Annotated in this window: 20 protein-coding genes; 7 read left to right on the top strand and 13 right to left on the bottom strand. The window is 72.2% G+C overall.

The window, feature by feature from the left end:
• Positions 1-68 precede the first annotated feature (68 nt).
• Positions 69-1,193: an FAD-dependent oxidoreductase gene (locus tag OHO83_RS07125; protein WP_329432561.1), complete on the bottom strand. Its 1,125-nt coding sequence runs from the start codon at positions 1,191-1,193 to the stop codon at positions 69-71.
• Between the two features lie 426 nt (positions 1,194-1,619).
• Between OHO83_RS07125 and OHO83_RS07120 the strand changes: the two genes are divergently transcribed.
• Positions 1,620-2,702, top strand: a complete 1,083-nt coding sequence (locus OHO83_RS07120) for a LamG-like jellyroll fold domain-containing protein (protein ID WP_329432560.1) — start codon at positions 1,620-1,622, stop codon at positions 2,700-2,702.
• 52 nt (positions 2,703-2,754) lie between these two features.
• Entirely contained in the window at positions 2,755-4,878 is a 2,124-nt protein-coding gene (locus tag OHO83_RS07115) for a PQQ-dependent sugar dehydrogenase (protein ID WP_329432559.1), read from the top strand.
• A gap of 76 nt (positions 4,879-4,954) precedes the next feature.
• On the opposite strand, the gene OHO83_RS07110 is transcribed toward OHO83_RS07115, so the two are convergent.
• The 6 genes from OHO83_RS07110 to OHO83_RS07085 form a co-directional block, all read right to left on the bottom strand.
• Positions 4,955-6,028 carry a mechanosensitive ion channel family protein gene (locus tag OHO83_RS07110; protein WP_266677755.1) on the bottom strand — a complete coding sequence of 358 codons (1,074 nt, stop codon included), beginning with the start codon at positions 6,026-6,028 and terminating at the stop codon, positions 4,955-4,957.
• A 234-nt stretch (positions 6,029-6,262) separates the two neighbouring features.
• On the bottom strand, positions 6,263-6,778 hold the full coding sequence (locus OHO83_RS07105; protein WP_266677757.1) for an NUDIX domain-containing protein: 516 nt from the start codon (positions 6,776-6,778) through the stop codon (positions 6,263-6,265).
• Between the two features lie 29 nt (positions 6,779-6,807).
• Complete coding sequence (locus OHO83_RS07100; protein ID WP_330278902.1) at positions 6,808-7,818, bottom strand: Gfo/Idh/MocA family protein; 1,011 nt, start codon at positions 7,816-7,818, stop codon at positions 6,808-6,810.
• Positions 7,815-8,831 carry a Gfo/Idh/MocA family protein gene (locus OHO83_RS07095; RefSeq protein ID WP_330278901.1) on the bottom strand — a complete coding sequence of 339 codons (1,017 nt, stop codon included), beginning with the start codon at positions 8,829-8,831 and terminating at the stop codon, positions 7,815-7,817. The genes OHO83_RS07100 and OHO83_RS07095 overlap by 4 nt, the downstream gene beginning before the upstream one ends.
• On the bottom strand, positions 8,828-9,412 hold the full coding sequence (locus OHO83_RS07090; protein WP_330280725.1) for a carbohydrate ABC transporter permease: 585 nt from the start codon (positions 9,410-9,412) through the stop codon (positions 8,828-8,830). The genes OHO83_RS07095 and OHO83_RS07090 overlap by 4 nt, the downstream gene beginning before the upstream one ends.
• Complete coding sequence (locus OHO83_RS07085; RefSeq protein WP_330278900.1) at positions 9,409-10,560, bottom strand: ROK family transcriptional regulator; 1,152 nt, start codon at positions 10,558-10,560, stop codon at positions 9,409-9,411. The genes OHO83_RS07090 and OHO83_RS07085 overlap by 4 nt, the downstream gene beginning before the upstream one ends.
• Before the next feature lie 235 nt (positions 10,561-10,795).
• On the opposite strand from OHO83_RS07085, the gene OHO83_RS07080 reads away from it, so the two are divergent.
• Both OHO83_RS07080 and OHO83_RS07075 read left to right on the top strand, forming a co-directional pair.
• Positions 10,796-12,055, top strand: a complete 1,260-nt coding sequence (locus tag OHO83_RS07080; protein WP_227298785.1) for an aspartate aminotransferase family protein — start codon at positions 10,796-10,798, stop codon at positions 12,053-12,055.
• Positions 12,056-12,075: 20 nt separating this feature from the next.
• The gene (locus OHO83_RS07075; protein ID WP_266677767.1) at positions 12,076-13,551 is read left to right on the top strand and encodes an NAD-dependent succinate-semialdehyde dehydrogenase; all 1,476 of its coding nucleotides are present in this window, start codon (positions 12,076-12,078) and stop codon (positions 13,549-13,551) included.
• A gap of 24 nt (positions 13,552-13,575) precedes the next feature.
• Here OHO83_RS07075 and OHO83_RS07070 read toward each other — a convergent pair whose 3' ends face one another.
• Both OHO83_RS07070 and OHO83_RS07065 read right to left on the bottom strand, forming a co-directional pair.
• Entirely contained in the window at positions 13,576-14,850 is a 1,275-nt protein-coding gene (locus tag OHO83_RS07070) for a hypothetical protein (RefSeq protein ID WP_330278899.1), read from the bottom strand.
• Positions 14,847-16,037 carry a hypothetical protein gene (locus OHO83_RS07065; protein ID WP_330278898.1) on the bottom strand — a complete coding sequence of 397 codons (1,191 nt, stop codon included), beginning with the start codon at positions 16,035-16,037 and terminating at the stop codon, positions 14,847-14,849. Before OHO83_RS07065 ends, OHO83_RS07070 begins: the two co-directional genes overlap by 4 nt.
• Before the next feature lie 358 nt (positions 16,038-16,395).
• Between OHO83_RS07065 and OHO83_RS07060 the strand changes: the two genes are divergently transcribed.
• Entirely contained in the window at positions 16,396-17,307 is a 912-nt protein-coding gene (locus OHO83_RS07060) for a YceI family protein (protein WP_266677773.1), read from the top strand.
• Positions 17,308-17,322: 15 nt separating this feature from the next.
• Here the strand turns inward: OHO83_RS07060 and OHO83_RS07055 are convergent, their stop codons facing one another.
• The 3 genes from OHO83_RS07055 to OHO83_RS07045 all read right to left on the bottom strand — a co-directional run bounded on the left by OHO83_RS07055 (position 17,323) and on the right by OHO83_RS07045 (position 20,132).
• Positions 17,323-18,222: a hypothetical protein gene (locus OHO83_RS07055; RefSeq protein WP_266677775.1), complete on the bottom strand. Its 900-nt coding sequence runs from the start codon at positions 18,220-18,222 to the stop codon at positions 17,323-17,325.
• Positions 18,219-19,229: an SPFH domain-containing protein gene (locus tag OHO83_RS07050; RefSeq protein ID WP_266677777.1), complete on the bottom strand. Its 1,011-nt coding sequence runs from the start codon at positions 19,227-19,229 to the stop codon at positions 18,219-18,221. The genes OHO83_RS07055 and OHO83_RS07050 overlap by 4 nt, the downstream gene beginning before the upstream one ends.
• A gap of 90 nt (positions 19,230-19,319) precedes the next feature.
• Positions 19,320-20,132, bottom strand: coding sequence for an SAM-dependent methyltransferase (locus tag OHO83_RS07045; protein ID WP_330278897.1), 813 nt, complete (start codon positions 20,130-20,132; stop codon positions 19,320-19,322).
• A gap of 155 nt (positions 20,133-20,287) precedes the next feature.
• Between OHO83_RS07045 and OHO83_RS07040 the strand changes: the two genes are divergently transcribed.
• Both OHO83_RS07040 and OHO83_RS07035 read left to right on the top strand, forming a co-directional pair.
• On the top strand, positions 20,288-21,205 hold the full coding sequence (locus tag OHO83_RS07040; RefSeq protein ID WP_330278896.1) for a GNAT family N-acetyltransferase: 918 nt from the start codon (positions 20,288-20,290) through the stop codon (positions 21,203-21,205).
• 168 nt (positions 21,206-21,373) lie between these two features.
• Complete coding sequence (locus OHO83_RS07035) at positions 21,374-22,429, top strand: metallophosphoesterase family protein (RefSeq protein ID WP_330278895.1); 1,056 nt, start codon at positions 21,374-21,376, stop codon at positions 22,427-22,429.
• A 30-nt stretch (positions 22,430-22,459) separates the two neighbouring features.
• Here the strand turns inward: OHO83_RS07035 and OHO83_RS07030 are convergent, their stop codons facing one another.
• The gene (locus OHO83_RS07030) at positions 22,460-23,224 is read right to left on the bottom strand and encodes a crotonase/enoyl-CoA hydratase family protein (RefSeq protein WP_329432543.1); all 765 of its coding nucleotides are present in this window, start codon (positions 23,222-23,224) and stop codon (positions 22,460-22,462) included.
• Between the last annotated feature and the right edge of the window lie 101 nt (positions 23,225-23,325).

The following is a 23,325-nucleotide window of genomic DNA, read 5'->3' as shown; positions in this document are numbered from 1 at the left end:
TTCAGTCGCGCGGGACAGTCCGAGGGCGGGGAACCGGCGGACCCGGGCCATGCTCGCTCGCCCGGCCGTCAGGAAGGCTGGACCTCGTCGAAGAGGGCGAGGGCCTCGGAGGGGTCCGGGCTCACGAGGCGTTCCAGACCGGCCGCCGTGATGTTCGCCCACCTGCCGGCCCGCGCCCACATCTGTTCCTCGAAGGCGCGGACGGCCTCGTCCAGATCTGCGGGGCCGGGGGCGGCTGCGATGGACTCGGCGAGTTCGGCGCCTTCCAGCATCGCGAGGTTCGCGCCCGCCCCCAACGGGGGCATCAGGTGGGCGGCGTCGCCCAGGAGCGTCACCCCGGAGACGTGGGTCCAGGTGTGGGACACGGGCAGGACGTAGAGGGGGCGTCGGACGAACGCGGTGCCGTGGCGGAGGAGGTCGAGGACGGGAGCGGCCCAGCCGTCGAACAGAGCCAGCAGGCTCGATCGCACGGCCTCGACGTCGGCCGGGTCCAGGTTCGTGTTCTGGTCCAGCGGCACGCGGAACTGGGCGTACGCCTTGACGTGGCCGCCGCTGTTGCGCTGGGCGACGAGCGCGCGGTTCACGCCGTACACCGCAACGGATCCGTCGCCGACCAGCCGGGCGAGGTCGGGATGGCGGGTGTCGACGTCGTCCAGGGAGGTCTCGACCGAGGTGACGCCGGTGTACTGCGGCGTCGCGGACGAGACCGCGGGGCGGACCCGGGACCAGGCACCGTCCGCGCCGATCACGAGGTCGAACGTCTCCGTTTGCCCGTCCGCGAAATGGACCAGCACGCCGTCCGGGCTCTCCGGCACCACCTCCGTCACGTCCCGCCCCCATTGAACGTCCACAGGCCCGAGCAACAGGTCACGCAGTTGCCCGCGGTCGATCTCGGGATTGGCCCGGTCGTCCGGACGAGGTGGCCAGTCGCGCAGGACGGTCCCGTCCGTGTCCAGGATGCGCATGGCCTGCCCCTCGGGACGGGACAGCGCCCGGAACTCCGCCAGCAGCCCCGCCTTCTCCAGCGCCAGCTGGCCCAGCCCCTCGTGCAGGTCCAGCGTGCCGCCCGGGGGCCGGGCGTCGCGGGAGGGATCGCGTTCGAGGACGGTGACAGGGTGGCCATGACGGTGCAGGACGCGGGCGAGAGTGAGGCCGGCGGGGCCGCTGCCGATCACGGCGATACGGGGTGTCATGTCAGTACAACCTAGGGCCCCTCACCGAGCCGGTCCGCCCCTTGACCGAACCGAGACGGCGGCGTGAGACGGCGGACGGATGATCCGCGCCGTGCTCGGTTGCGGGGCAGAGGGGCGCATCCGGCATCGAGCCGCGGCCGGCGCCGCCGGACCTCACCAGGGCCTCGGCGGAGAATCAGGCGGCAGCGCTGTGGCGCCCGGACGTCGGGCGTTCTCGCGCCCGGCGCTGTTTTGCACCGTGGGTCGGGGACGGGAGTCCGGGGCCGCATCGGCTGCCCGGCGGCGCGCCTTCGAAAAATGGCGCGGACACGCCCATTGTCAGGGTTGCGGTGAGGGAGTTACATGGTGCCCGCACGTGACGAAAGCGCTTTCTGCCGGTCGGGAGAATCCCGGTCGGCAGCCCCTTCGTTGCCGCTCGGAGGCCGTATGAGACTGCCCCGCACCAGACGTACCGTGATCGCCCGGACCGCCGTCCGCACCGGGCTCGAACCACGCGCCCGGCGCACCCGATCCGCCCGGGACACCCGCCGGACCCGACGTACTGCACTCGCCGCCGTGGCCCTCGCCTCGGTCGCCGTCCTCGCCGCCGCCGCGCTTCCCGCGCAGGCGAGCGGCCCCGCCCACACGGTCCCCGCGCAGGCCAACGGCCCCGCGGGACACGGCCCGTTGCGCGCCCGGGCCGTGGCCGCCTACGACTTCGGGCACCCCGATCCCGCCGATCCCGCCAGGGAGCGGGACATCGGACGCTCCGGCACCCCGCTCACGCTCATCAACGGCGGCTCCGCCATGCGCGTGGACGACGAGGCGTACCGGGGCAGCTCGCCCGCCCTCCAGGTGCGCCAGCAGAACCCCGCCGCGGCGGGCAACGACGACTGGAAAGCGGGTACTTGGGACGAGGCCGGGGTCGGTTCCCTCGGCGCCTTCAACAGCGCCAAGGCCGCCACCGTCATGGGCTGGTTCAAGATGACGGGCGACAACCCCACCCTCAACTCCAACACCGCCAACCCCACCGACCGCTACGGAGCGATCGGACTCGCCGGGGTGCTCTCCGGCACCAGTGACGGGCACGCCGTACGCGCGCTGCTCGAACTCATCCAGGTGAACGGCGAGTTGAAGCTCGTCGCGCTCGGCCGTCGCCTCGACAGCGGCGCCTCCCAGACCTTCGCGGCCTCCGCCGACTGGCAGAAGGTGTTGCCCCGGGGCGAGTGGGTCCATCTGGCCGCCACCTTCGACTTCCGCGACGGCACGATGGCCCTGTACCGCGACGGCAAGCCCCTCGACGGCTTCTACGTCACGCCGGGCGACCCCTGGGAGCTCACCACCACGCCGGCGCCGCACCGCGCCTCGCCGACCGACCCCCGCGGCATCAAGATCGGCGGCAGCTTCCCGCAGAACACGCGCGAGAACAACGCCTGCGACTGCCGCATGGACGATCTCCTCTTCCTGGACCGCGAGGTGACGGCAGGTCAGGTAGGCGCCGAGTACCGCCGCATGACGAAGGGCCACTGACGCCTCGTCCACCGCTTCCACTCAGCCGTACTCGCCATCCGAAGGGACCCGCATGGCAGCACGACGCAAGAATCCAAGACTCTGGGCGGCCTTCGCCGTCACCGCCACCCTGGCGCTCGGCGCGCTCGCCGCGCCCTCGCACGCCGACGAGCCCGCTCCCACCGCCGCGACGGCGGGCCTGAGCGACCCGATCCCGGAGAAGCCCGCCCAGTCGAGGACCGGCCTGGTCCTCACCGAGTACGCCCAGTTCCCCAAGTCGGAGCCGGTCCCGGCCCCGACGGACCCGCGTCTGATGCGGCACGCCAGGATCAACACCATCAACGAACTCCCGGACGGTTCGGGCCGGATGGCGACCCCGGACCTCAACGGGACGCTCTACCTCACCGACCCCGGCACCGCCGGCAAGGACACCGGCGGCACCCCGCACCCGTACCTCGACGTGAAGGGCACCTTCCCGAACTTCTTCTCGGGCCGCGGCCTCGGTCAGGGCTTCGGATACGCCGCGTTCCACCCGCAGTTCGCCAAGAACGGCCGCTTCTACACCATCCACACCGAACTGGCCTCGAAGGTCACCCAGGCCCCCGACTTCAAGCAGGCCGGGACCACCACTTACCACGGCGTCATCACCGAGTGGACCGCCGACGACCCGAAGGCCGCCGTCTTCCACGGCACCCACCGCGAGGTCCTGCGCATCGGCTTCACCGGCCAGGTGCACGGCATCCAGCAGATCGACTTCAACCCGACCGCCAAGCCCCACGACAAGGACTACGGGTTGCTCTACCTCGCCGTCGGCGACGGCGGTCAGGGCGTCGGCAACAGCGAACCGCAGAACATGGCGCTCCCGCACGGCAAGCTCCTGCGCATCGACCCGGCGGGCCGCAACAGCGCGAACGGCAACTACGGCATTCCGGCCGACAACCCGTTCGTGTCCACGCCGGGCGCCCTCGGCGAGATCTACGCCGTCGGCATGCGCGACCCGCACCGCTTCAGCTGGGACACCGGCGGCAGCCACCGCATGTACCTCGGCCACATCGGCGAGCACGCCATCGAGTCGGTGTACGAGGTCAAGGCCGGCGACAACTTCGGCTGGAGTGAACGCGAGGGCCCGTTCCTCTTCGACAAGAAGACCACCGACCCGTGCGCCCGCATCGCGCCGCTGCCCGCCGACGACGCCAAGTACGGCTACACGTACCCCGTCGCCGCGTACGACCACGACCCCGGAGCCGGCTGGGACTGCCGCTCCGACGTGGGCCGCGCGATCGCCGGCGGCTTCGTGTACCGCGGCAAGGACGCGCCCGAGCTGCGCGGCACGTACATCTTCGGTGACCTCGTCGACGGCCGGATCCTGGCGGCCGACACCCACGACATGCGCCGCGGCGCCGGCCTCGCGCCGCTCAAGTCGCTGATGCTGTACGACCAGGCCACCGGCAAGAAGGTCACCATGCGCGACCTCGCCGGGGACCAGCGCGTCGACCTGCGCTTCGGCACCGACCTCGCCGGTGACCTCTACATCGTCTCCAAGGCGAACGGCAAGGTCTGGAAGGTCACCGGCACCCGCACCTTCGCCGACTGCAAGGTGGGCAACACCCCCACCACGCACACCACCGGCGCGGACAACTGGGCCCCGGTCACCCCCGCCAAGTGGGAGTTCACCCGGCGCGAGACGGTCCTCACCGAGCCGGGCGTCTCCCGCCCCGGCCCGCGACGCCCCTTCGAGTACGCCGTCCTCACCGCGGGCCCGCGCTACTCGAACGTGACGATCGAGGCCGAGGTGCGCATCGACACCCCGGTCGACATCACCAACCGGGACGTCATCGTCGTCTGGGACTACAACTCCGACACCCGGTTCCAGTACGCGCACCTGTCCAGCGACAACAGCATCTACCCGCACAACGGCCTGTTCACGGTCGACAACGCGGACCGGCTGCGCATCGACGACCAATGGAACGGCACCTACGGCGCGCCCCCGGCCATCAAGGACGCCGCCTGGCACAAGGTCCGCCTCACCCACTGCGCGGACACCGGCGAGACGGCGGTCTACATGGACGGCAGCCGCACCCCGCTCATCACGGGCACGGACCCGGTGTTCTCCTCCGGCCGCGTGGGCTTCGGCTCGTTCGACAACAACGGCCGGATCCGGAACCTGAAGGTCACGGGCACGGTGGCGAGCGACTGACCCAGCGGGGTCGGAAACACGGAGGGGGAGCCGGTCCGCTGTCCGGACGGACCGGCTCCCCCTGACCACGCCGTCGTCACGGCATGGGCGGTGCGGCCTCGCGCTGGTGCGGAATGGCCACCGCTCCCTGCTGGAGCGCCACCGTCCGCGTGGGCGCCGGGATCCGGATGCCCTCGTCCCGGTACCGGGCGTGCAGGCGCTTGATGAACTCGTGCTTGATCCGGTACTGGTCGCTGAACTCGCCGACGCCCAGGATCACCGTGAAGCTGATGCGGGAGTCACCGAACGTGTGGAAGCGGATGGCCGGTTCATGATCAGGGACGGCACCGGTGATGTCGACCATGACACTCTCGACCACCTCGGCCGTGACCCGCTCGACGTGCTCCAGGTCGCTGTCGTAGCCGACGCCGACCTGGACGAGCAGCGTCATCTGCTGTTCCGGGCGGCTGTAGTTGGTCATGTTGGTCGAGGCGAGCTTGGCGTTCGGGATGATCACCAGGTTGTTGGAGAGCTGACGCACCACGGTGTTGCGCCAGTTGATGTCGACGACGTAGCCCTCCTCACCGCTGCTGAGCCGGATGTAGTCACCGGGCTGCACGGTCTTGGAAGCCAGGATGTGCACGCCCGCGAAGAGGTTCGCGAGCGTGTCCTGGAGCGCGAGCGCCACCGCGAGACCGCCGACGCCGAGGGCGGTCAGCAGCGGGGCGATGGAGATGCCCAGCGTCTGCAGGACCACGAGGAAGCCCACCGCGAGCACCACGACCCGCGTGATGTTCACGAAGATGGTGGCCGACCCGGCGACCGCGGACCGCGACTGGGCCACCGACCGCACGAGCCCGGAGATCACCCGGCCCGCGGTGAACGTGGCGACGAGGATCAGCAGCGCCGTCAGCGTCACGGTGACGTTGTGCCGGGTCCGCGTGGTGAGCGGCAGCGCGGAGGCCGCCACCGCGACACCGGCCGCGACCGCCGCCCACGGCACGAGGCTGCGCAGCGCATCCACGATGACGTCGTCACCGCCCCAGCGCGTCCGGTCCGCGCGCACCCCCAGCCAGCGCAGCATCATGCGCAGGAGAAGACCGGCCGCAAGCCCCGCGGCGACCGCGATCCCGGCCACTATCAGATCGTCGGGTGTCATCGCACGGTTCACCGGCGGCCTCCCGTGCCGTGACCGAGGTCGTCGTACGCCGCCGGGAGCGGCCGTATGTGATGTGTCGTCACCTTGCTACCTGCTTGTCCGTAAGTGGAGCTGCCGCGCCTGCTCCGACGCGCCGGGACATCCTGCCGCACGCGCCGGACGCATGCGCGCGGGGGATGGCGCTCACCTGCGCCTACGGGGCAATCGCGGGGCCGGGGGGACTCCCCGGCCCCGCGCTCCCACCCGTCAGCGCGCCGTCCCCGCCCCGCCCTCGCGGCCCAGGGCGACGTACCGCGCGTGCACCTCCAGGGAGTCCGACACGAACGGGTACTGGCGCATGGCGTTCGTCAGGCCCGCCTCGGTGAGCCAGTCGTGCCAGACGATCTCGGAGGGGAGCGGCGAGACCGGCCCGTCGACAACGGCCTCGTGCACCCCGAGCCAGTACGGGCCGATCTCCCCGCGGCACAGGTACTTGAAGACGAAGCGGACGGGGGCCGTGACCCCGAGTTCCTCCGCGAGCTCGCGGGCCGCCGCGGCCTCGTACGACTCGCCCGCGTCCACACCCCCGCCGACCAGCCAGTTGTACCGCCCGGGGAAGCGGGAGACGTGCGGCGCCCTGCGATGCACGAGGATCCGTCCCGCCGGGTCGCGGCACACGACCGTCGCCACCCGGTGCAGCCACCCCTCACGGACGGCCGCGCCCCGGTCCACGGTGCCGAGCACACGGTCCAATTCGTCCACGCGGTCCACCAGTTCGCTCATGCGGTCACGATGGCAGAAGCCACCGGACGTCACCGCACCGGCACCGCCCTTCCCTCGCGCGCGGACCGGTACGCCGCCGTGACGATCCGCAGGGAGCGCAGCCCCGATTCGCCGTCCGTCACGCTCGTCCCGCCGCCGCTCCCGTACAGGAACGAGTGGAGCATCAGGGCGTCCAGGTTGACGCCGTAGGGAAGTTCGAAGGGCGCGCGGGACGACTCGCTGAAGCCGTGGACCTTCTGGTCGAAGGCGTCCATCTCCAGGGTCGCCCGGTCGCCGATCACCTGCATCTGCAACCCGCCCCAGGCCGGGTGGTGCTGGGGCTGGCTCCAGCTGCAGTCGATCGTCGCGACGGCGCCGTTCGCGTACTCGACCGTGACGAGCCCCGCGGTGTCCGCGTCCACCTGTCCCTCGTGGAGCACGTTGTTGACCTGTGCGTACACGGTGGTCGCGGGTGACGCCTCGAAGAGGTCGTCCAGGAGGTCCGCGATGTGCACGGTGTGGTCCATCAGGGCTCCACCGCCCGCGAGTCGGGGATCGGCGAACCAGCGGCGCCGGGCGGCCGGCAGGTAGCCGTTGTTGGCGCCGGACACCGCGAGGACGCCGCCCGCGGTGCCGGAGCGCACCGCGGCGCGGACCGCCGTGTACGCCGGGCTGAAACGGACGGGGTGCGCCACCGCGAGCCGTACCCCCGCTGCACGGCACGCCTCGACCATCGCCGCGCCGTCCTCCTCCGTCGTCGCGAGGGGCTTCTCGCACAGCACGTCCGCGCCGTGCGCCGCCGCCAGCTCCACGAGGGGCCGGTGGCGGACGTTCTCCGAGCAGACGACGACCTTGTCGGGGCCCCAGGCGAACAGCTCCTCGTACGAGTGCGCGTAGGCCACCCCGAGCCGGTCGGCGAACTCCCGGCCGCGGACCTCGCCCGGCGCCGCCAGATCCGTGTCCGGGTCGGCCGCCAGGACCTCGACGCCTTCCATGTCGTCGAGCAGGCGGGCGAACCCGCCCGCGTGGACGTGCGCGAACGACAGCACTCCGACCTTCATCGGGCCGCCTCCTCGGAGATCTTGAGTTCCACGGACTCGCCCGTCCGGGCCGAGGCGGCCGCCGCTGCCGCGATCCGCACCGCCTCGACTCCGTCGCGGGCCGTCACGCGGGGAGCGGGTCCGCCGTCCACCGCCCGGGCGAACTCGCGCAGCTCCGTCAGGTACGGGCTCTCCGTCATCGGGCTGCGGGGGATGCCCTCGCCGGGCGGGCGCGTGCCCTGGGCGAGGATGCGGAACCCGGGCAGGGCCGTCGAGTCGTGCTCCAGGATCCCGTCGGGGCCGGCGACACGGAACGTCGTACGGAACTGGAGGTCGGGCAGGCCCCAGACGCCGAGGACGTGGCTGATCGCGCCCGACGCGTGGGTCAGGACCGCCGTGCCGACCGCGACGTCACCGGGTTTCGCGCCGGGCTCCTGACGGCCGCGGAGTTTTGCGTGGACGCGTACGACCTCGCCAGCGAGCATGCGGGCCAGGTCGAGGTCGTGGATCATCTGGTCCATCAGGATGCCGCCCGACAGGGCCGGGTCGCAGAACCACGGCGCCCACACCGGGTAGGCGCCCGAGCGGGTGAAGCGCAGGACCGCGGGGGTCCCGACGGCGCCTTTGCCGACGGACTCGGCCATCGCCGCGTACGCGGGGAAGTAGCGCACCACGTGCGCCGGGAACAGCAGGACGCCCGCCGCCTCGGCCGCGTCCGCCATCTCGGCGGCCTCGGACGCGGTGAGGGCGAGAGGCTTCTCGCAGATGACGTGCTTGCCGGCGGCGATCGCGTCGAGAGCGAGCTCCCGGTGGGTGAACGTGGGTGTGCAGATGTCGACGACGGTGGAGCGGTCCAGGAGACCGGCCATGCTGTGCGTGGCCGTCACACCGGACTCGGCGTACTTCGCGGCGAGTTTCTCCGCGTTCCCGTCCGTGGACAGGATGGTGACGCGTGCGCCCAGCTCGATCCACGCGGGCAGATGGGCCCGGGCGATGCCGCCCGCGCCGATCAGACCCACATCGAGGCGTGTCATGGCGTTCCTTTCTGGAAACGGGAGTTCGGCCCTGCGTGCGGCTCGGCCTCACATGCGACGAGGCCCTTCGTGCCGCTCTGGGCGATGCCCTGCACGAAATGCCGCTGGAGGAAGAGGTAGAGGACGATCACGGGGAGGCTCGCGATGAGCGAACCCGCCATCATCACCGGGTAGTTGGTCTCGAACTGGCCCTCCAAGGACGTCAGGCCCGCGCTGATCGGCATCTTCGCCGGACCGGTGTTCACCACGAGCGGCCACAGCAGGTCGTTCCACGACCACACCGCCGTGATCACCGCGAGTGCGGCGAGCGCCGGGCGGATCAGGGGCAGCATGATCGACCAGAAGATCGGGAAGGGCCCGGCGCCGTCGATGCGGGCGGCCTCCTCCAGCTTTTTCGCCAGCGCCATGAAGAACTGCCGCAGGAGGAAGGTCCCGAAGGCGCTGAACATGCCGGGCAGGAAGAGCGCCGCGGCCGTCGTCGCTCGCGGCCACGCGGGGCGTGGCCGCGAGCGGACCGGCGAGAAGCGTTCTCCTGCGCATACGCGCCTCCGGAAGGTGAGGGGGAACGGTGGAGAGGTCAGGGGGCGGGGGTCGGCCGCAACGGACCTACTTCGTAGGGGAGATGGGGGTCGAGGGCGTCGAGCGCGCGGCGTACCGCGCCGAGGGCCACGCCCTCACGGCCGAGCGCGCTGACCGCGATGCGCGGCACGTGCAGCGTCAGCGGCCGCAGCTGCTCCGTGAGCAGGGGCCCGAGTGCCTCGCCGACCGGGGCGAGCGCGCCGGAGAGGACCAGGAGCTCGGGATCCAGGGCGAGAACGAGCGCGGCGATACCCGGGGCGACCCCGGCGAGATAGCCGTCGAGCACGGCGCGCGCTTCGGCGTCCCCGGCCCGCACGGCGCGCGCGAGGGCGTCCGTCTCGGACTCGCCCGGGAGCCGCTCGCCGTCCCACGCCAGCCACTTCTCCGCGGCGTCCAGGCCGAGCTGGGGCAGGATGCCCAGCTCGCCCGCGCCGCCGCGCCGCCCGCGGTGCAATGTGCCGTTGATCATCAGGCCGCAGGAGATGCGCCGCCCGACGAGCACGCAGGCCACGTCGTCCGCGAGTGTCGCCGCGCCCTGCCAGTGCTCGGCGAGCACCGCGAGATTCACGTCGTTCTCGACGAGGATCCGGCACGGGAAGTCGTCGGCGAGGCGGCGCGCGAGATCCAGGTCGGTCCACTCCGGGACGATCACCGACCGGATCCGGCCCGTGTCGTCGACCATGCCGGGCACGCCGATGCCGATGGCCCAGACGGCCTCGGCCCGCAGATTCCGGTCGGCGAGGAAGCGCCGCAGCCGCCCGCGCAGCAGCTCGATCCGTTCCGCGCCGCTCAACTCCGCGGCGATGTCCTGCCGTTCACGCGCGACGACCTCGCCGTCCAGCCGCGCGAGCACCAGCACGATCTTGCGCAGTCCGATGTCGACGCCGACGACATGCCCGGCCTCGGACCGGAAACGCAGCCGACGGGCCGGGCGGCCGGGGGTGCGCCCGGCGGCCGGAGCGCCCGCCTCGGCGATCCAGCCCTGCGCGACGAGCTCGTCGACCAGCGCCTCGACCGTGGGCCGTGACAGCCCGGTCGCACCCGTCAGCTGGCTGACGGTCTGCGGACTCTCCCGGCGCAGTGCCCGCAGCACCACACCCGTGTTGAGCCCGCGCAACGCCGCGAGGTCGTGCCCCCGTGCCCCAGCCATGCCGAACCGCTCCCTCACATCAGGTTGCGCAGGACTTTTGCATAACCCGACTCCCTTGGGAACCCCGCCTGTTGAGCTGGTTATGCAGAACTCCTTCGAATCGGGTGAGCGGGCCTGCGACGGGTGACGGAGTCGACGGTCGTCGCGGCCACCCGGGTGACCCGTGGCCCCCAGGGGGCGGATCGTCACACATGGCCCATTGACGTCCTTTCGGCTCAGCGTTGAGGGTGGAGACATGACGCGACTGTCCGAGCATCTGCGCCAGGCCACCCCCGTCGTCGCCGAACGCGGGGAAGGCGTCCATCTCTACGGCACCGACGGCCGCCGCTATCTGGACTTCACGGCCGGGATCGGCGTCACCAGCACCGGCCACTGCCACCCACGCGTGGTCGCCGCCGCCCAGGAGCAGGTGGCCACCCTCATCCACGGCCAGTACACGACCGTCCTGCACCGGCCCCTCCAGCGCCTCGTCGAGAAGCTGGGATCCGTTCTCCCCGAAGGACTCGACAGCCTCTTCTTCGCCAACTCCGGCAGCGAGGCCGTCGAGGCGGCCATGCGGCTCGCCCGGCAGGCCACCGGCCGGCCCAACATCGTCGTCGCGCACGGCGGCTTCCACGGCCGCACCGTCGCCGCCGCCTCCCTCACCACGTCCGGCACGAAGATCCGTACCGGCTTCGGACCGCTGATGGCGGGCGTCGCCATCACCCCCTTCCCGAACGCCTACCACTACGGCTGGGACGAGGAGACCGCGACGCGATTCGCGCTGCGCGAGTTCGACCACCTCCTCCAGACCGTCTCCGACCCGGACGACACCGCCGCGATCCTCGTCGAACCCGTCCTCGGCGAAGGCGGCTACGTCCCCGCCAACTCCGCTTTCCTGCAAGGACTCAGGGAGCGCGCCGACCGCCACGGGATCCTTCTCGTCCTCGACGAGGTGCAGACCGGCGTCGGCCGCACCGGACGCTTCTGGGGCCACGACCACTTCGGCGTACGCCCCGACATCCTCATCACCGCCAAGGGCCTCGCGAGCGGCTTCCCGCTCTCCGGGATCGCCGCCCCCGAGGCGCTGATGCACAAGGCGCGGCCCGGCTCGCAGGGCGGCACCTACGGCGGCAACGCCGTCGCCTGCGCGGCCGCCGTCGCCACCCTGGAAGTCGTCGAGGAGGAAGGGCTCGTCGCCAACGCGGCCGCCATGGGCGCCCGCCTGCGCTCCGGCCTGGAGGACGTCGCCGCGAAGACGGAGGCGATCGGCGACGTACGGGGACTCGGCCTGATGCTCGCCAGCGAGTTCACCACCCCGGACGGGGAACCCGACGCGGCGACCGCCGTACGCGCCCAGCAGGCCGCCGCCGACGAGGGACTGCTGCTCCTGCTCTGCGGACCCTGGGGCAACGTCGTGCGGATGATTCCCGCGCTCGTCGTCGACGAGGGGCAGATCGACGACGGCCTGCGGGCCTGGGCCGCGGCCGTGGAGACCGCGACGGCGACCCGCTGACCAGCGACGGAGGAACCTGTATGACTACGACCCACCCCACGCCCCGAGTCGTCGAGGACGTCCCCAAGCAGCTCCTCATCGGCGGCCGCCTCCAGGACGCGGCCGGGGGCCGCACCTTCTCCGTCGACAACCCGGCCACCGGCGAGAGCCTGTGCGAGGTCGCCGACGCCGGCCCCGACGACGGCCGGCGCGCCGCGGAGGCCGCCGCGGCCGCACAGGAGTCATGGGCCGCCACCGCGCCCCGCGCCCGCAGCGAGATCCTGCGCCGCGCCTACGAGATCATCATCGCCCGCACCGACGACCTCGCCCTCCTCATGACCCTGGAGATGGGCAAGCCCCTGGCGGAGGCGCGCGGCGAGGTCACGTACGCCGCGGAGTTCTTCCGCTGGTTCTCGGAGGAGGCCGTGCGGATCGAGGGCGGATTCGCGCCCTCGCCCGACGGCCGCAGCCGCCACCTGATCATGCGCCGGCCGGTCGGTCCCTGTCTGCTCGTCACCCCTTGGAACTTCCCGCTCGCCATGGGCACCCGCAAGATCGGCCCGGCCGTCGCCGCGGGCTGCACCATGGTCCTCAAGCCCGCGCCGCAGACACCTCTGTGCACCCTGGCCCTGGCGGGGATCCTCACCGAGGCGGGCCTGCCCGACGGTGTCCTGAACGTCGTCACGACCACGGACGCCGGCGCGCTCGTCGAACCGCTGCTGCGGGGCGGAATCATCCGCAAGCTGTCCTTCACCGGGTCCACCCAGGTCGGCCGGATCCTCCTGGCCCAGTGCGCCGACACCGTCGTCCGCACCTCGATGGAGCTCGGCGGGAACGCGCCGCTCATCGTCTTCGACGACGCGGACCTCGACACGGCCGTCGAGGGCGCCATGGTGGCGAAGATGCGCAACATGGGAGAGGCGTGCACGGCCGCGAACCGCATCTTCGTGCACAGCTCGGTCGCCGACGAGTTCGCCTCCCGGCTCGCCGCGCGCATGAGCGCCCTCACCGTGGGCCCCGGCACCGAACCCGGGACGAACGTCGGGCCGCTCATCGACGCGGCCGGCCGCGACAAGGTCGACCGGCTCGTACGCGACGCGGTGGACCGCGGCGCGAAAGTCCTCACCGGCGGCGAACTCCCCGGCGGGGAAGGCTACTTCTACCCGCCGACCGTCCTCGTGCGGGTGCCGCGCGACGCCGGTCTCACCGGGACCGAGATCTTCGGACCTGTCGCCGCCCTGTCCACGTTCGACGACGAGGACGACGTGGTACGCGCCGCCAACGACACGGAATGGGGCCTCGTCAGCTACCTCTTCACCCGCGATCTCGACCGGGCGCTGCGGGTCGGGGAGCGCCTGGAGACGGGCATGGTCGGCCTCAACACGGGCCTCGTCTCCAACCCGGCGGCCCCCTTCGGCGGCGTCAAGCAGTCCGGCATCGGCCGGGAGGGAGGCAGGGTCGGCATCGACGAGTTCCTCGAGTACAAGTACCTGGCGATCCCGGCGCCGGGACAGTGACGGCGGTGACGGACCGGCGGGGTCTCAGAGCCGCTCCAGCGCACGGAACGCCGTCAGTTCGGCCAGCAACACCCGTGCGGCCGGTGCGAGTTCACGGACGGGCAGCGGTCGTCCGGAGTTGAGGACGCGCAGTACGGCGGCCAGGTCGGCGGCGGGCAGCTCCGTGGCCGCCACATGGCCGCACGCGGAGTACAGCCGCCGCCCGGCGGCCTCGGTCCACAGCACGCGCTCCGTGGCCCGTACGACGTCGTCGTCGCCGAACCTGCCGCGCGGCGCCGGCGGCGGCACGGGCCGGAAACCCCCGGCCGTCCAGTGCCGCAGGGACTGCCGGGCGACCCGCTCCTCCAGCGGCCCGCGCGCGCCCGCCGAGCGGAAGTGCGCGAGGGCCCGCTCCAGGGGTGCGGGCAGCTCCGGCCCCGCCTCGGCGTCGGGCACGAGCAGGCCCTCCTCGCCGGGCGGCGCGGCGCCCGCGGGATCCGGGTCCGGCGTGAGCAGCGTCTCGGGCGTCACGTCGTACAGCAGGTCGTACAGCTCGGCGGCCGCCTGGCGTCCCTCCCGTACGACGCTCACGCGCACGCCCGTCGACGCCCAGCCGGCGTAGGGCTCGGCGGCGGGGGAGAGATGCGAAGGCCAGTACAGCAGGTCGCCCGGGCCGGCCTCGACGGCGTAGGAAGCGCTCCGGTCCGCCGCACCGAAGCGCATCCGCTGCCGCCCGCCCAGTACGAACAGGAACGTCGCGACGCGCTGACCGGGCAGCGCCTCGGCGAGCGGCTGCTCGTACGTGCCGTGGACCAGTGTCGTGAAGGCGCTCTGCGCGGGTTGCCCCACTCGCGCCCACAGGCCGGAGAAGAAGGCGCGTTCGCGCGCCCACAACGGATGGTGGAACGCGTGAAACGCCTGAAGGGCCAGGGAGTACGGCTCGCCGGAGAGCTGCCGGACGAGCCGTTGGTGGTAGCCCGCGAACGAGCCGTCCCTCGGCTGCGGCAGGAAGTCGCCGGGGTCCGTCTGGGGCTCGCCGCCGACCGCGAATCCGGCGTAGGGCGGCACGCCGAAGGGACCTCCGCGGTGAGCCGCGGCGACGGCGGTCTCGAACACCTCGTGCACATCGAAGGGGGCGGGCGTGACCGACGTGAACAGCGCGGGTTGCCGGTCCCAGTACCGCTCGCCGAATTCCCGCCAGTCGAGCCGGTCGCGCCGGTCGAGGCGGACCGGCCGCCTCTGCTCGCCGGGGGCGGCGGCGCGGTCCGCGGGCTCGGCGGCGTGGCTTGCGGGCTCGGTGACGCGGGGGTCCTCCCTCATGCCGCCCCGTCTCCGCCCACCAGTTCGATGGCGCGCATGCGATGCAGGTCGGACAGGAGCGGGGTCAGTCTCTCCGCGGACATCCGCGAGCCGCGTCCCAACTCCCTTATGGTGAGGGTCACTCCGGGCCGCAGCCGCCTCCTGACGCGTTCGGGTCCCGCCCCCTCGACCGCCAGGGTGTGTCCGTTCGCGGCCCACACGGCGCGTCCGGGGCCGTCCGGTATGCGGAAGAGCTCGGCCGAGGCCCGTACGCGCAGGCCGGGCGTGAGGGGGACGACCGGTCGTGGCGGAGGCGCCGGTTCCAGCCCCGCCGCCGATCTGCGGGCCGCCCAGGACACGCGCAACTCCCTGGCCGTTCCCGGGTCGGCGGCGAGCCCGGTGAACAGCCGCGCGGTGGCGGCGACCGGCTCCGCCGCACCGATCTCGCCGTCCGGCCCCGCCGGGGGAGGGAACGGCAGGATGCCCGGGGTGCCCGCGTAGGCGGGGTCCTCCTGCATGCGGTCCGCCAGAAGTCCCCGTACGTGGGTCAGGGCGGCGGCGCGGCGAGCGGGGACCACGATCCGTAACGTGGTGCAGCGGTCGAGGTAGTGATCGAGGTGGCGGCACCCGGCAGGCCAGTACAACAAGTCCCCTGCATTCGCCGCGAGTTGATACTCGGTTCCGGTGTGCTCGGGCCAGAGCCTGACCGTCATGGTTCCGGCGAGTACCCACGTGAGCGCGAACGAGCCGGGACGCGGGGCGGGGGCGTCGGGGCCGGCGCAGCGCTCTCCGAGGGCGAGTTCGGCGGTCACGGGCAGGGCGGGCCAGCCCACCGCCCGCCACAGCCCGGAGACGAGTTCACGCACATGAGCCCACAGTTCGTAGTCCCGCCACAGCGGTTGCCCGACACTCAACAGCCAGCCGGAACCGGTGAGTTGACGGGCAAGCCGGTCCCGGTACGCGTCCGGGTCGGCGTCGTCGCGGCCGGGCAGCAGCGCGCCCGCGTCGCGTAATCGGCCCTGCGTCGCGGTGGCGAAACGAACGCCGGCCGCGTCCTCGGCAGGCGGTGCGCAGGAGGCGGCGACGGCCCCGTACACCTGCTCCGGCCCGAGGCCCGGCGCGAACGCAACCGCGGCAGGCTCCCTGCCCCAGTGTGCTTCGGCGAACCGCTTCCACCTGGCGGAGAGGTCGGGCTCTGTCGCATTCATGGCGTCGAGAATCTGTCAGAGCGCGATCGGGCGAGTCAACGGTTGACCCGTAATCGGCAGACATATGGCGCGGAAGTGGCGCTGCGTCCCAGTGGTTCACCCGCGCCCGCGCTCGCCCGTCCTCGTCCGTCGATCCACGGAGCCGACGGGGGTGCGGGCATGGTCGAGTGGTGGGTGAAAGGTGAGGGGAGTGTGGAATCTGGAGCGCTCCGGCGGCGGTATGTCGGATTCCCGTGTATTCACCACGCAGTTGCCGCCGGTAACCCTTGGCGCCCTTGATCAGCGGAGATCGCGGACATGGGATCGTATGTGCGAGCCCGCTGCGGAGGTTCTGCGGCCGAGTCGGAAGGTGATCTGCATGCCCCTCGCGCTGTTCAGGAGGAGCCGGTCCGGACGTGACCCGCGCGGGGCAGGACTGGTGCACCCCGTGCCGCACGGCGCCGGCGCCTTCCACTGCGAGGTGGCCGACCCCATGGGGCAGCCGATGTCGGGGGCGGACGTCACCGTGACGCGGGTCGGCAACGGCCGCGTCGTGGCGAAGGTGGTCAGCGACCCGTACGGCCTCGTCTTCCTCACGCTGCCGCCCGGCCGCTACGGCGTCATGATCGCGGCCGACGGACTCCAGCCCCACCAGCAGACGGTCGACGTCGTCGCCGGTGAGACGCTCCCGCTGACCTCGGTGCAGCTGCACATGGGGCGCCCGCCGGAGCTGCCGCAGCCCGGCACCTGGCTGTTCGACCCGCCGCACACCGCGATCCGGTTCATCGCCAAGCACGTCGGCATGGCGCACGTCCACGGCCGGTTCACCCGCTTCGACGGCGGCATCCAGGTCGCGAACGACATGGCGGACTCGCGGGTCGAGGTGCGGATCGACGCGGCGAGCATCACGACGGGCAACAAGACCCGGGACAACCACCTGCGTTCGGCCGACTTCCTCGATGTCGAGCGCTACCCGTACATCCACTTCTCCTCCGACCGCTTCCTGTACCGCGGTGGCACCAAGTGGACGATCCAGGGCGCGCTGACCATGCACGGCGTCAGCCGCACGGTGGAACTGGACACCGGCTATCTCGGCATGGTCAACGGCGGTTACGCGGAGGAGCTGCGCTGCGCGGCCCTCGCCACGGCCGAACTCCACCGGGAGGACTACACCCTTGACTGGCGGAGCATGCTGGCCCGCGGCATCGCCGTGGTCGGTCCCACGGTGAAGCTGGAGCTCGACATCCAGGCGATGTACCACAGCCACGACACACCGACGCCGCCGGAGTAGTCGGCGGGGTGGCCGTCAGGCCACCAGTCGCAGCCGCTCCCGGGCCCGTCCCACCCGCACCGTCTGACCCCAGGTCAGTTCCAGCGCGTCGCTCTCCACGCCGTCGCCGAAGGCCACCAGACGGTCGGACTCGACCGTGACGCGCAGCCGGTCGGCGGGGCCGAGGGAGCCCTCCACCTGGGACGTTCCCGTGGCGGGGGAGGGCCAGGCCTCCCGCACGAACCAGAGCAGCCGGGGCTCCGCCGGGCCCGGCAGCGGCAGCGTGCTCGCGTGCTGCTGCCACAGTGAACGCAGCCAGCCGGTGGCGCCGGTCCCGGTGCCGACCAGGACGCCTGAGGAGGCCTGGGGCTCGGGCGCGTACGTGTCGTCGTCGGGACCGATGCGATAGCGCGCCGTCTGGTGCGACGGCGGACCGAGGTAGATCTCGTTGAGCGCGAGCAGCCGCTGCGTGTCGTCGGCGACCGCCTCCACCATGGTCAGTTCGTCGGCGGACGCCCGGCCGGAAACGGCGGCCGGCAGCAGTTTCGCCGCGTCGGCCGCCCGGTGGCGCACCAGAACTCCCGGATTGCGCCCCGGATCCGCGTCGATGCCGACGACCGGCTGGCCCGACAGATACTTGGCCGCGTTCGCGACCAGACCGTCCTGCCCGACGACGATCACCACGTCCTCCGGGCCGAACAGGAACCGGTCCAGATCCGCCCGCTCGAGACGGGTCCTGCGCCACGACAGCGGCACGGCCGCCGCGACCTCCGCGAGGGCGCGCGCCGTACGGTGATGGCGCTCGGCCACCTCCTCGACGGAGCGCCCGCGCGAGGAGAGGAAGAAGGCGGCCTGGCCGTGCGTGCCGTGCCGGGCCAGCAACTCCTCGTACTCCGTGGTCCGGTGGACCAGTACGGCGCGCGGGGCGAGTGTCACGGTCGTTCACCCCGGTCGTGGCCGAGCCGGGCGAGCAGGCCCGTGAGCACGTCGGGGGAGAGGGTCAGGTTCTCGATCCTCGGCACGTTCTGTGCCAGTTGCGTGGCGGCGAGGGCGTGCAGCGTCGCGGCGTCGACCTCGGAGTGGACCCGCAGCCACGCCTCCTGCGCATGCGCCCGCGCCTCGCCGACCGCGCGCGCCGCCTCCGCCTCACCGCCGGCCAGGCGCACCGCCCGCGCGGCCTCCGCCTCGGCGCGTACCGCGTCCGCCGCCGCGTTCTCCTCGGCCTCGCGGCGCGCGTTCGTGCCGCGCTGCTCGACCAACTGTTCCTCCTGCCGGGCCAGTTCGATGCGGCTGCCCAGCTCGTTCTCGGCGATGGCACGCTCCCGTTCGACCGCCACCGCGCGCCGCTCGTACGTCGCCCGGTCGGCCTCCTGCTGGATCCGCTCCCTGGCCGGCGTGCGCAGCGCCCGTTCCACCTCGGGTTCGGGGCGCAGCGCCACGACGCGCACGGTGACGACCTCCACGCCGGTGGCGGGCAGCCTGGGCTCGGCGGCGAGACCCGCCGCGATCCGTTCGCGCACCGCCGTCACGCCGTCGGCGAGGGCCTCCGCGAGCGGGGTGCGCGCCAGGACGTCCAGTGCGTGCTGCTGCGCCGTCTCCGTGAGCAGGGCGGAGAGTTGCTCCAGGGGAGTGCCGCGCCAGGCGCCGGTGTCGGGGTCGAGCGAGAAGTCGAGCCGGGCGGCGGCGAGCGAGGGGTCGCTGATCCGGTACGTCACCGAGGCCTGCACGGCGACGTCCTGGAAGTCGGCGGTCCGCGCGTGGAACGTGACCGCCAACTCCCGGTCGTCAACCGGAACTTCGGACAGTGCCGCGCTCAGCGCCCGGAACCAGAAGCTCAGGCCCGTGCCGTCGTGGGCGAGTGCGCCGCGCTTGTGGTGACGGATGTGGGCGGTGGGCGCGGAGCGCAGATGGTGCAGCCCGAAGCGTCGCTTGATGTCGGCCATGACAGGTACCCCCTGAATGTTTTCGTCATGGCGACGGTATTGCGCAGCGTGAATATAGTCAAGGTGACCATAAAGATTTGAGGGCGGGGGTTACGGCTTGCGTGCCACCCCCGCGTACAGCGGAACCGGCGAACCGTTCCTGACCTCGTCCACGCCGAGCTCCGCGTGCCAGTCCGGCAGCCACACGATCCCGGGTTCCAGCAGGTCGAGCCCGTCGAAGAAGCGGCCCATCTCCTCGCGCGAGCGCGGCACGAGCGTCACCCCGCCCGCCGCGTACATCGCCACGGCCTCCCGCGTCCGCTCCGGATCGAAGTCGCCCGCGAGCTGCGACAGGACCAGGTGGCTCCCCGGCGGCAGCGCGTCCATCAGGGTGCGTACGAGGTCGTGGGCGCCGTCCGAGTCCGGGACGAAGTAGAGCAGCGCGATGAGCGACAGCGTCACCGGACGGTCGAACTCCAGGATGGTCGCGGCGAGTTCGAGGATCTTCTCCGGTTCCCGCACGTCCGCCGAGAGGTATTCGGTGCGGCCCTCCGGGGTGCCGTGCAGGAGTGCCCCCGCGTGGGCGAGCACGATCGGGTCGTTGTCCACGTACACGACACGGGCGTCCGGCGCTGCGCCCTGGGCGATGCGGTGGAGGTTGGGCTCGGTGGGGATGCCGCTGCCGATGTCCAGGAACTGGCGCGCCCCGGCCGCCCCGGCGAGATACCGTGTGGCGCGCTGCATGAACCAGCGGTTGTGCTGGGCCGCGTATTTGGACTGCGGTTCGAGGGCCACGATCTGGCGGCCGAGTTCCTCGTCGACCGGATAGTTGTCCTTGCCGCCCAGGAACCAGTCGTAGACCCGTGCGGGATGCGGCTTGCTGATGTCGATCCGGTCGGCGGGCGGCGGCGTGATCTCCCCCATGCGGCAACTCCCTTGTGAAAAGGCTCAGTTCGGTCAAGTGCCCGATCATCGTGCCTCAGTGGTCGCGGCGGGGGGAGGCGATCGGGAAGGATGGGTCCGGCATGGATCAAGGGCGGCGGGCCAGGGGTGCGCCGCGCAGGAACGGAGAGGCGACGATGACGCGACCGGACCCCCACACCTCCGGCGACCACCGGACCCCCGGCACCCCCGAGGTGCCCGAGCGGCTCGACATCACCCGGGCCACGCTCGACGACTGGGCCGTCATCAGCGGCTGGGCGGCGGAAGAGGGCTGGAACCCGGGCCTCGCCGACGCCCGCAGCTTCTTCGCCCAGGATCCGGACGGCTTCTTCATCGGCCGGGTCGACGGCGAGCCGGTCTCCGCGATCTCCGTGGTCAACTACGGCGACGACTACGCCTTCCTCGGCTTCTACCTCGTACGGCCCGACCTGCGCGGCCGCGGCTACGGCATCGCCACCTGGAAGGCGGGCCTCGCGCACGCGGGCGGCAGGACGGTCGGCCTCGACGGCGTCCCCGCCCAGCAGGACAACTACCGCAAGTCCGGCTTCGAGCCGGCCCACAAGACCGTCCGCTACGCGGGCGTGCCGCAGGCCCCGCGCCCGGCCCCCGACCTCGCGCCCGGCACCGTCATCCCCGTCGCCGACGCGGGCGGCCTCAAGTCCATCGCCTTGTACGACAGCGCCTGTTACCCCGCGGAGCGCCCCCGCTTCCTCGCCTCCTGGCTCGCCGGGGACGGGCACCGCGCCCTCGCCCGCGTCGTCGACGGCCGCGTCACCGGCTACGGCGTCATCCGCCCGGGTCGCGAGACCTTCCGTGTCGGCCCCCTGTTCGCGGACACGCCGCAGGACGCCCGCGCACTGTTCGACGCCCTGATCGCCGCGGTCGGCCGGGCCCCGGTCGCCGTGGACGTGCCCGAATCCAACGCCCCCGCCGTGGCACTCGCCGAGGCGTACGGCCTGACCCCCGGTTTCGCCACGGCCCGCATGTACACCGGCCCCGTGCGGCCGTTCGCCCAGGAAAGGGTCTTCGGCGTCACCACCCTCGAACTGGGCTGAACGGGTATCGGGGCACATTGACCGTGACCATGTCTCGAAAAGATAACTGGGCTAGACCAGTCTTAAGGCCTCGGTCACCTCCGGTACGTCGTCAGGCCATCGCGACCCGTAACGCTCGGGACGACCAACCACCCGTACACGGGGGCAGTCGCTTTGGAGGAAACACCGATGGATCGCAGATCGTTCATGGCCACGACCGGGCGCGCGACGCTCGCGGGCGGCGCGCTCGCCGCGACCGGCACCCTCGCCTCCGCGCCCGCGGCCGACGCGGCACCCGCCGCCGGGCCCGCGGCCCAGCGCCACGGAGACGGCGGGACCGTACGGTTCAACATCATCAGCGACATCCAGGGCGACCTGACGGACTTCGGCAAGGCGCTCGACGACCTGCACTCGGTCAACCCCCGCAGCGCGGGCCTCGGCATAGCCGGCGACATCACCCCGCGCGGCTACGACTTCGAGTACGCGGCCGTCCGCCAGACCCTGGACAAGCACCCGCACCCCAAGAACGTGGCGTGGGCCATCGGCAACCACGAGTTCTACGTGCCGAAGTACAGCGACCCGAACACCCTCGCCCAGGCGACCTGGCCCAACGGCACCACCGAGGACTCCCTCTTCCGCAGCTTCTACACGTTCGCGCAGCGGGGCAAGGTCTACTCGGAGACCTCGTTCGGCGGCGTGCCGGTCCTCAGCCTCGGCACCGAGCGCTACTCCCACTACCACGACGCCAAGCTGTGGGACGAGGTGTGGATCAGCGACGAGCAGTTCGCGTGGCTCGAGGACCGGCTCGCCCACTGGGCGCGCCGCCGCCGTCCCGTCATGGTCCTGACCCACCACCCGCTGCCCAACACCGTGTCGGGCACACACAACAAGCTCTACATGAGCGACTACCTCCAGCCCGACCGGCTCCTGTCGATCCTGGGCCGCCACAAGGACGTGTTCCTGTTCTCCGGGCACACCCACTGGGACCTCAACCTGTCCGACTGGGTGGTGCGCCGCGTCGTCCCCGGCACCGGCAACCTCGAAGGGTTCACCGTCGTCAACACCGCCGCCGTGCAGGTCGGCTGGATGGACGACGGCAAGGGCGGCGAGGTCTCGCTCGGCGGCGCCTTCAACCAGGGCCTCCAGATCGAGGTGGGCCCCCACTCGGTCGTCATCAAGGCGCGTGACTTCACCACCGGCACGTGGCTGAAGCAGCTGACGGTACCGCTGCACACCTCCGGCTGACCGTTCGCCGGGGACGGGCGCGGCGCCAGGTCACGCGTCGGTGAACGACCCGTGCCGCCCCGCCCCCGACGCGAACCGCGCGGCCCCCTTCAGGCTCTCCTCCAGCACGGCTGCCCCGTAACGCAGTTCACCCGCCATGGCCGCCTCCTCGCCCTGACCCGACTGGTCCAGAACCGAGGCGCGGTCGCCGCGCATGCAGGCCTGCGGGAAGCCCGCGATCTGCTCCGCGAGCTCCTCCGCCTCGGCACGCGCCCGGCCGGGCGGCACGAGCCGGTTGACGAGCCCCATCGCGTGCGCCTCCGGGGCGGACACCGGGCGGCCCGTCAGGATCAGGTCCATGGCACGGCTCTCGCCGATGAGCCGCGGCAACCGCACCGTGCCGCCGTCGATGAGGGGCACGCCCCAGCGCCGGCAGAACACTCCGAACACGGCGTCCTCCTCGGCGACCCGCAGATCGCACCAGAGCGCCAGTTCGAGACCGCCGGCCACCGCGTGCCCGCTCACGGCGGCGATCACCGGCTTGGACAGCCGCAGACGGGTCGGGCCCATCGGCCCGTCGCCCTCCTCGGCGACCCGGTTGCCGCGCTCCGTGCCGATGGCCTTGAGATCGGCGCCCGCGCAGAACGTGCCTCCCTCGCCCCAGAGCACCGCTACGCGCGCGGATTCGTCGGCGTCGAACTCCTTGAAAGCGGCGGCCAGTTCGGCTGCCGTGGGCCCGTCGACCGCGTTGCGGACCTCGGGGCGGGACAGTACGACCGTGGTCACATGCCCTCGGCGCTCGACGCGGACCGGCATCCGGACCCTCCTGGGTGATCGGGTTTCTTGAGCGCAGACCCCTTCCTTGAGGGAGGGGTTAGCTCGTCCTCGGACTGTAGCCGCGTAGGGGCGGAGTTGGC

The organism is Streptomyces sp. NBC_00569 (assembly GCF_036345255.1).
In the GTDB taxonomy this organism is placed as follows: Bacteria; Actinomycetota; Actinomycetes; order Streptomycetales; family Streptomycetaceae; genus Streptomyces.
Note: the sequence above shows the minus strand (reverse complement) of the source record. Positions and strands in the feature narration are given on the sequence as shown.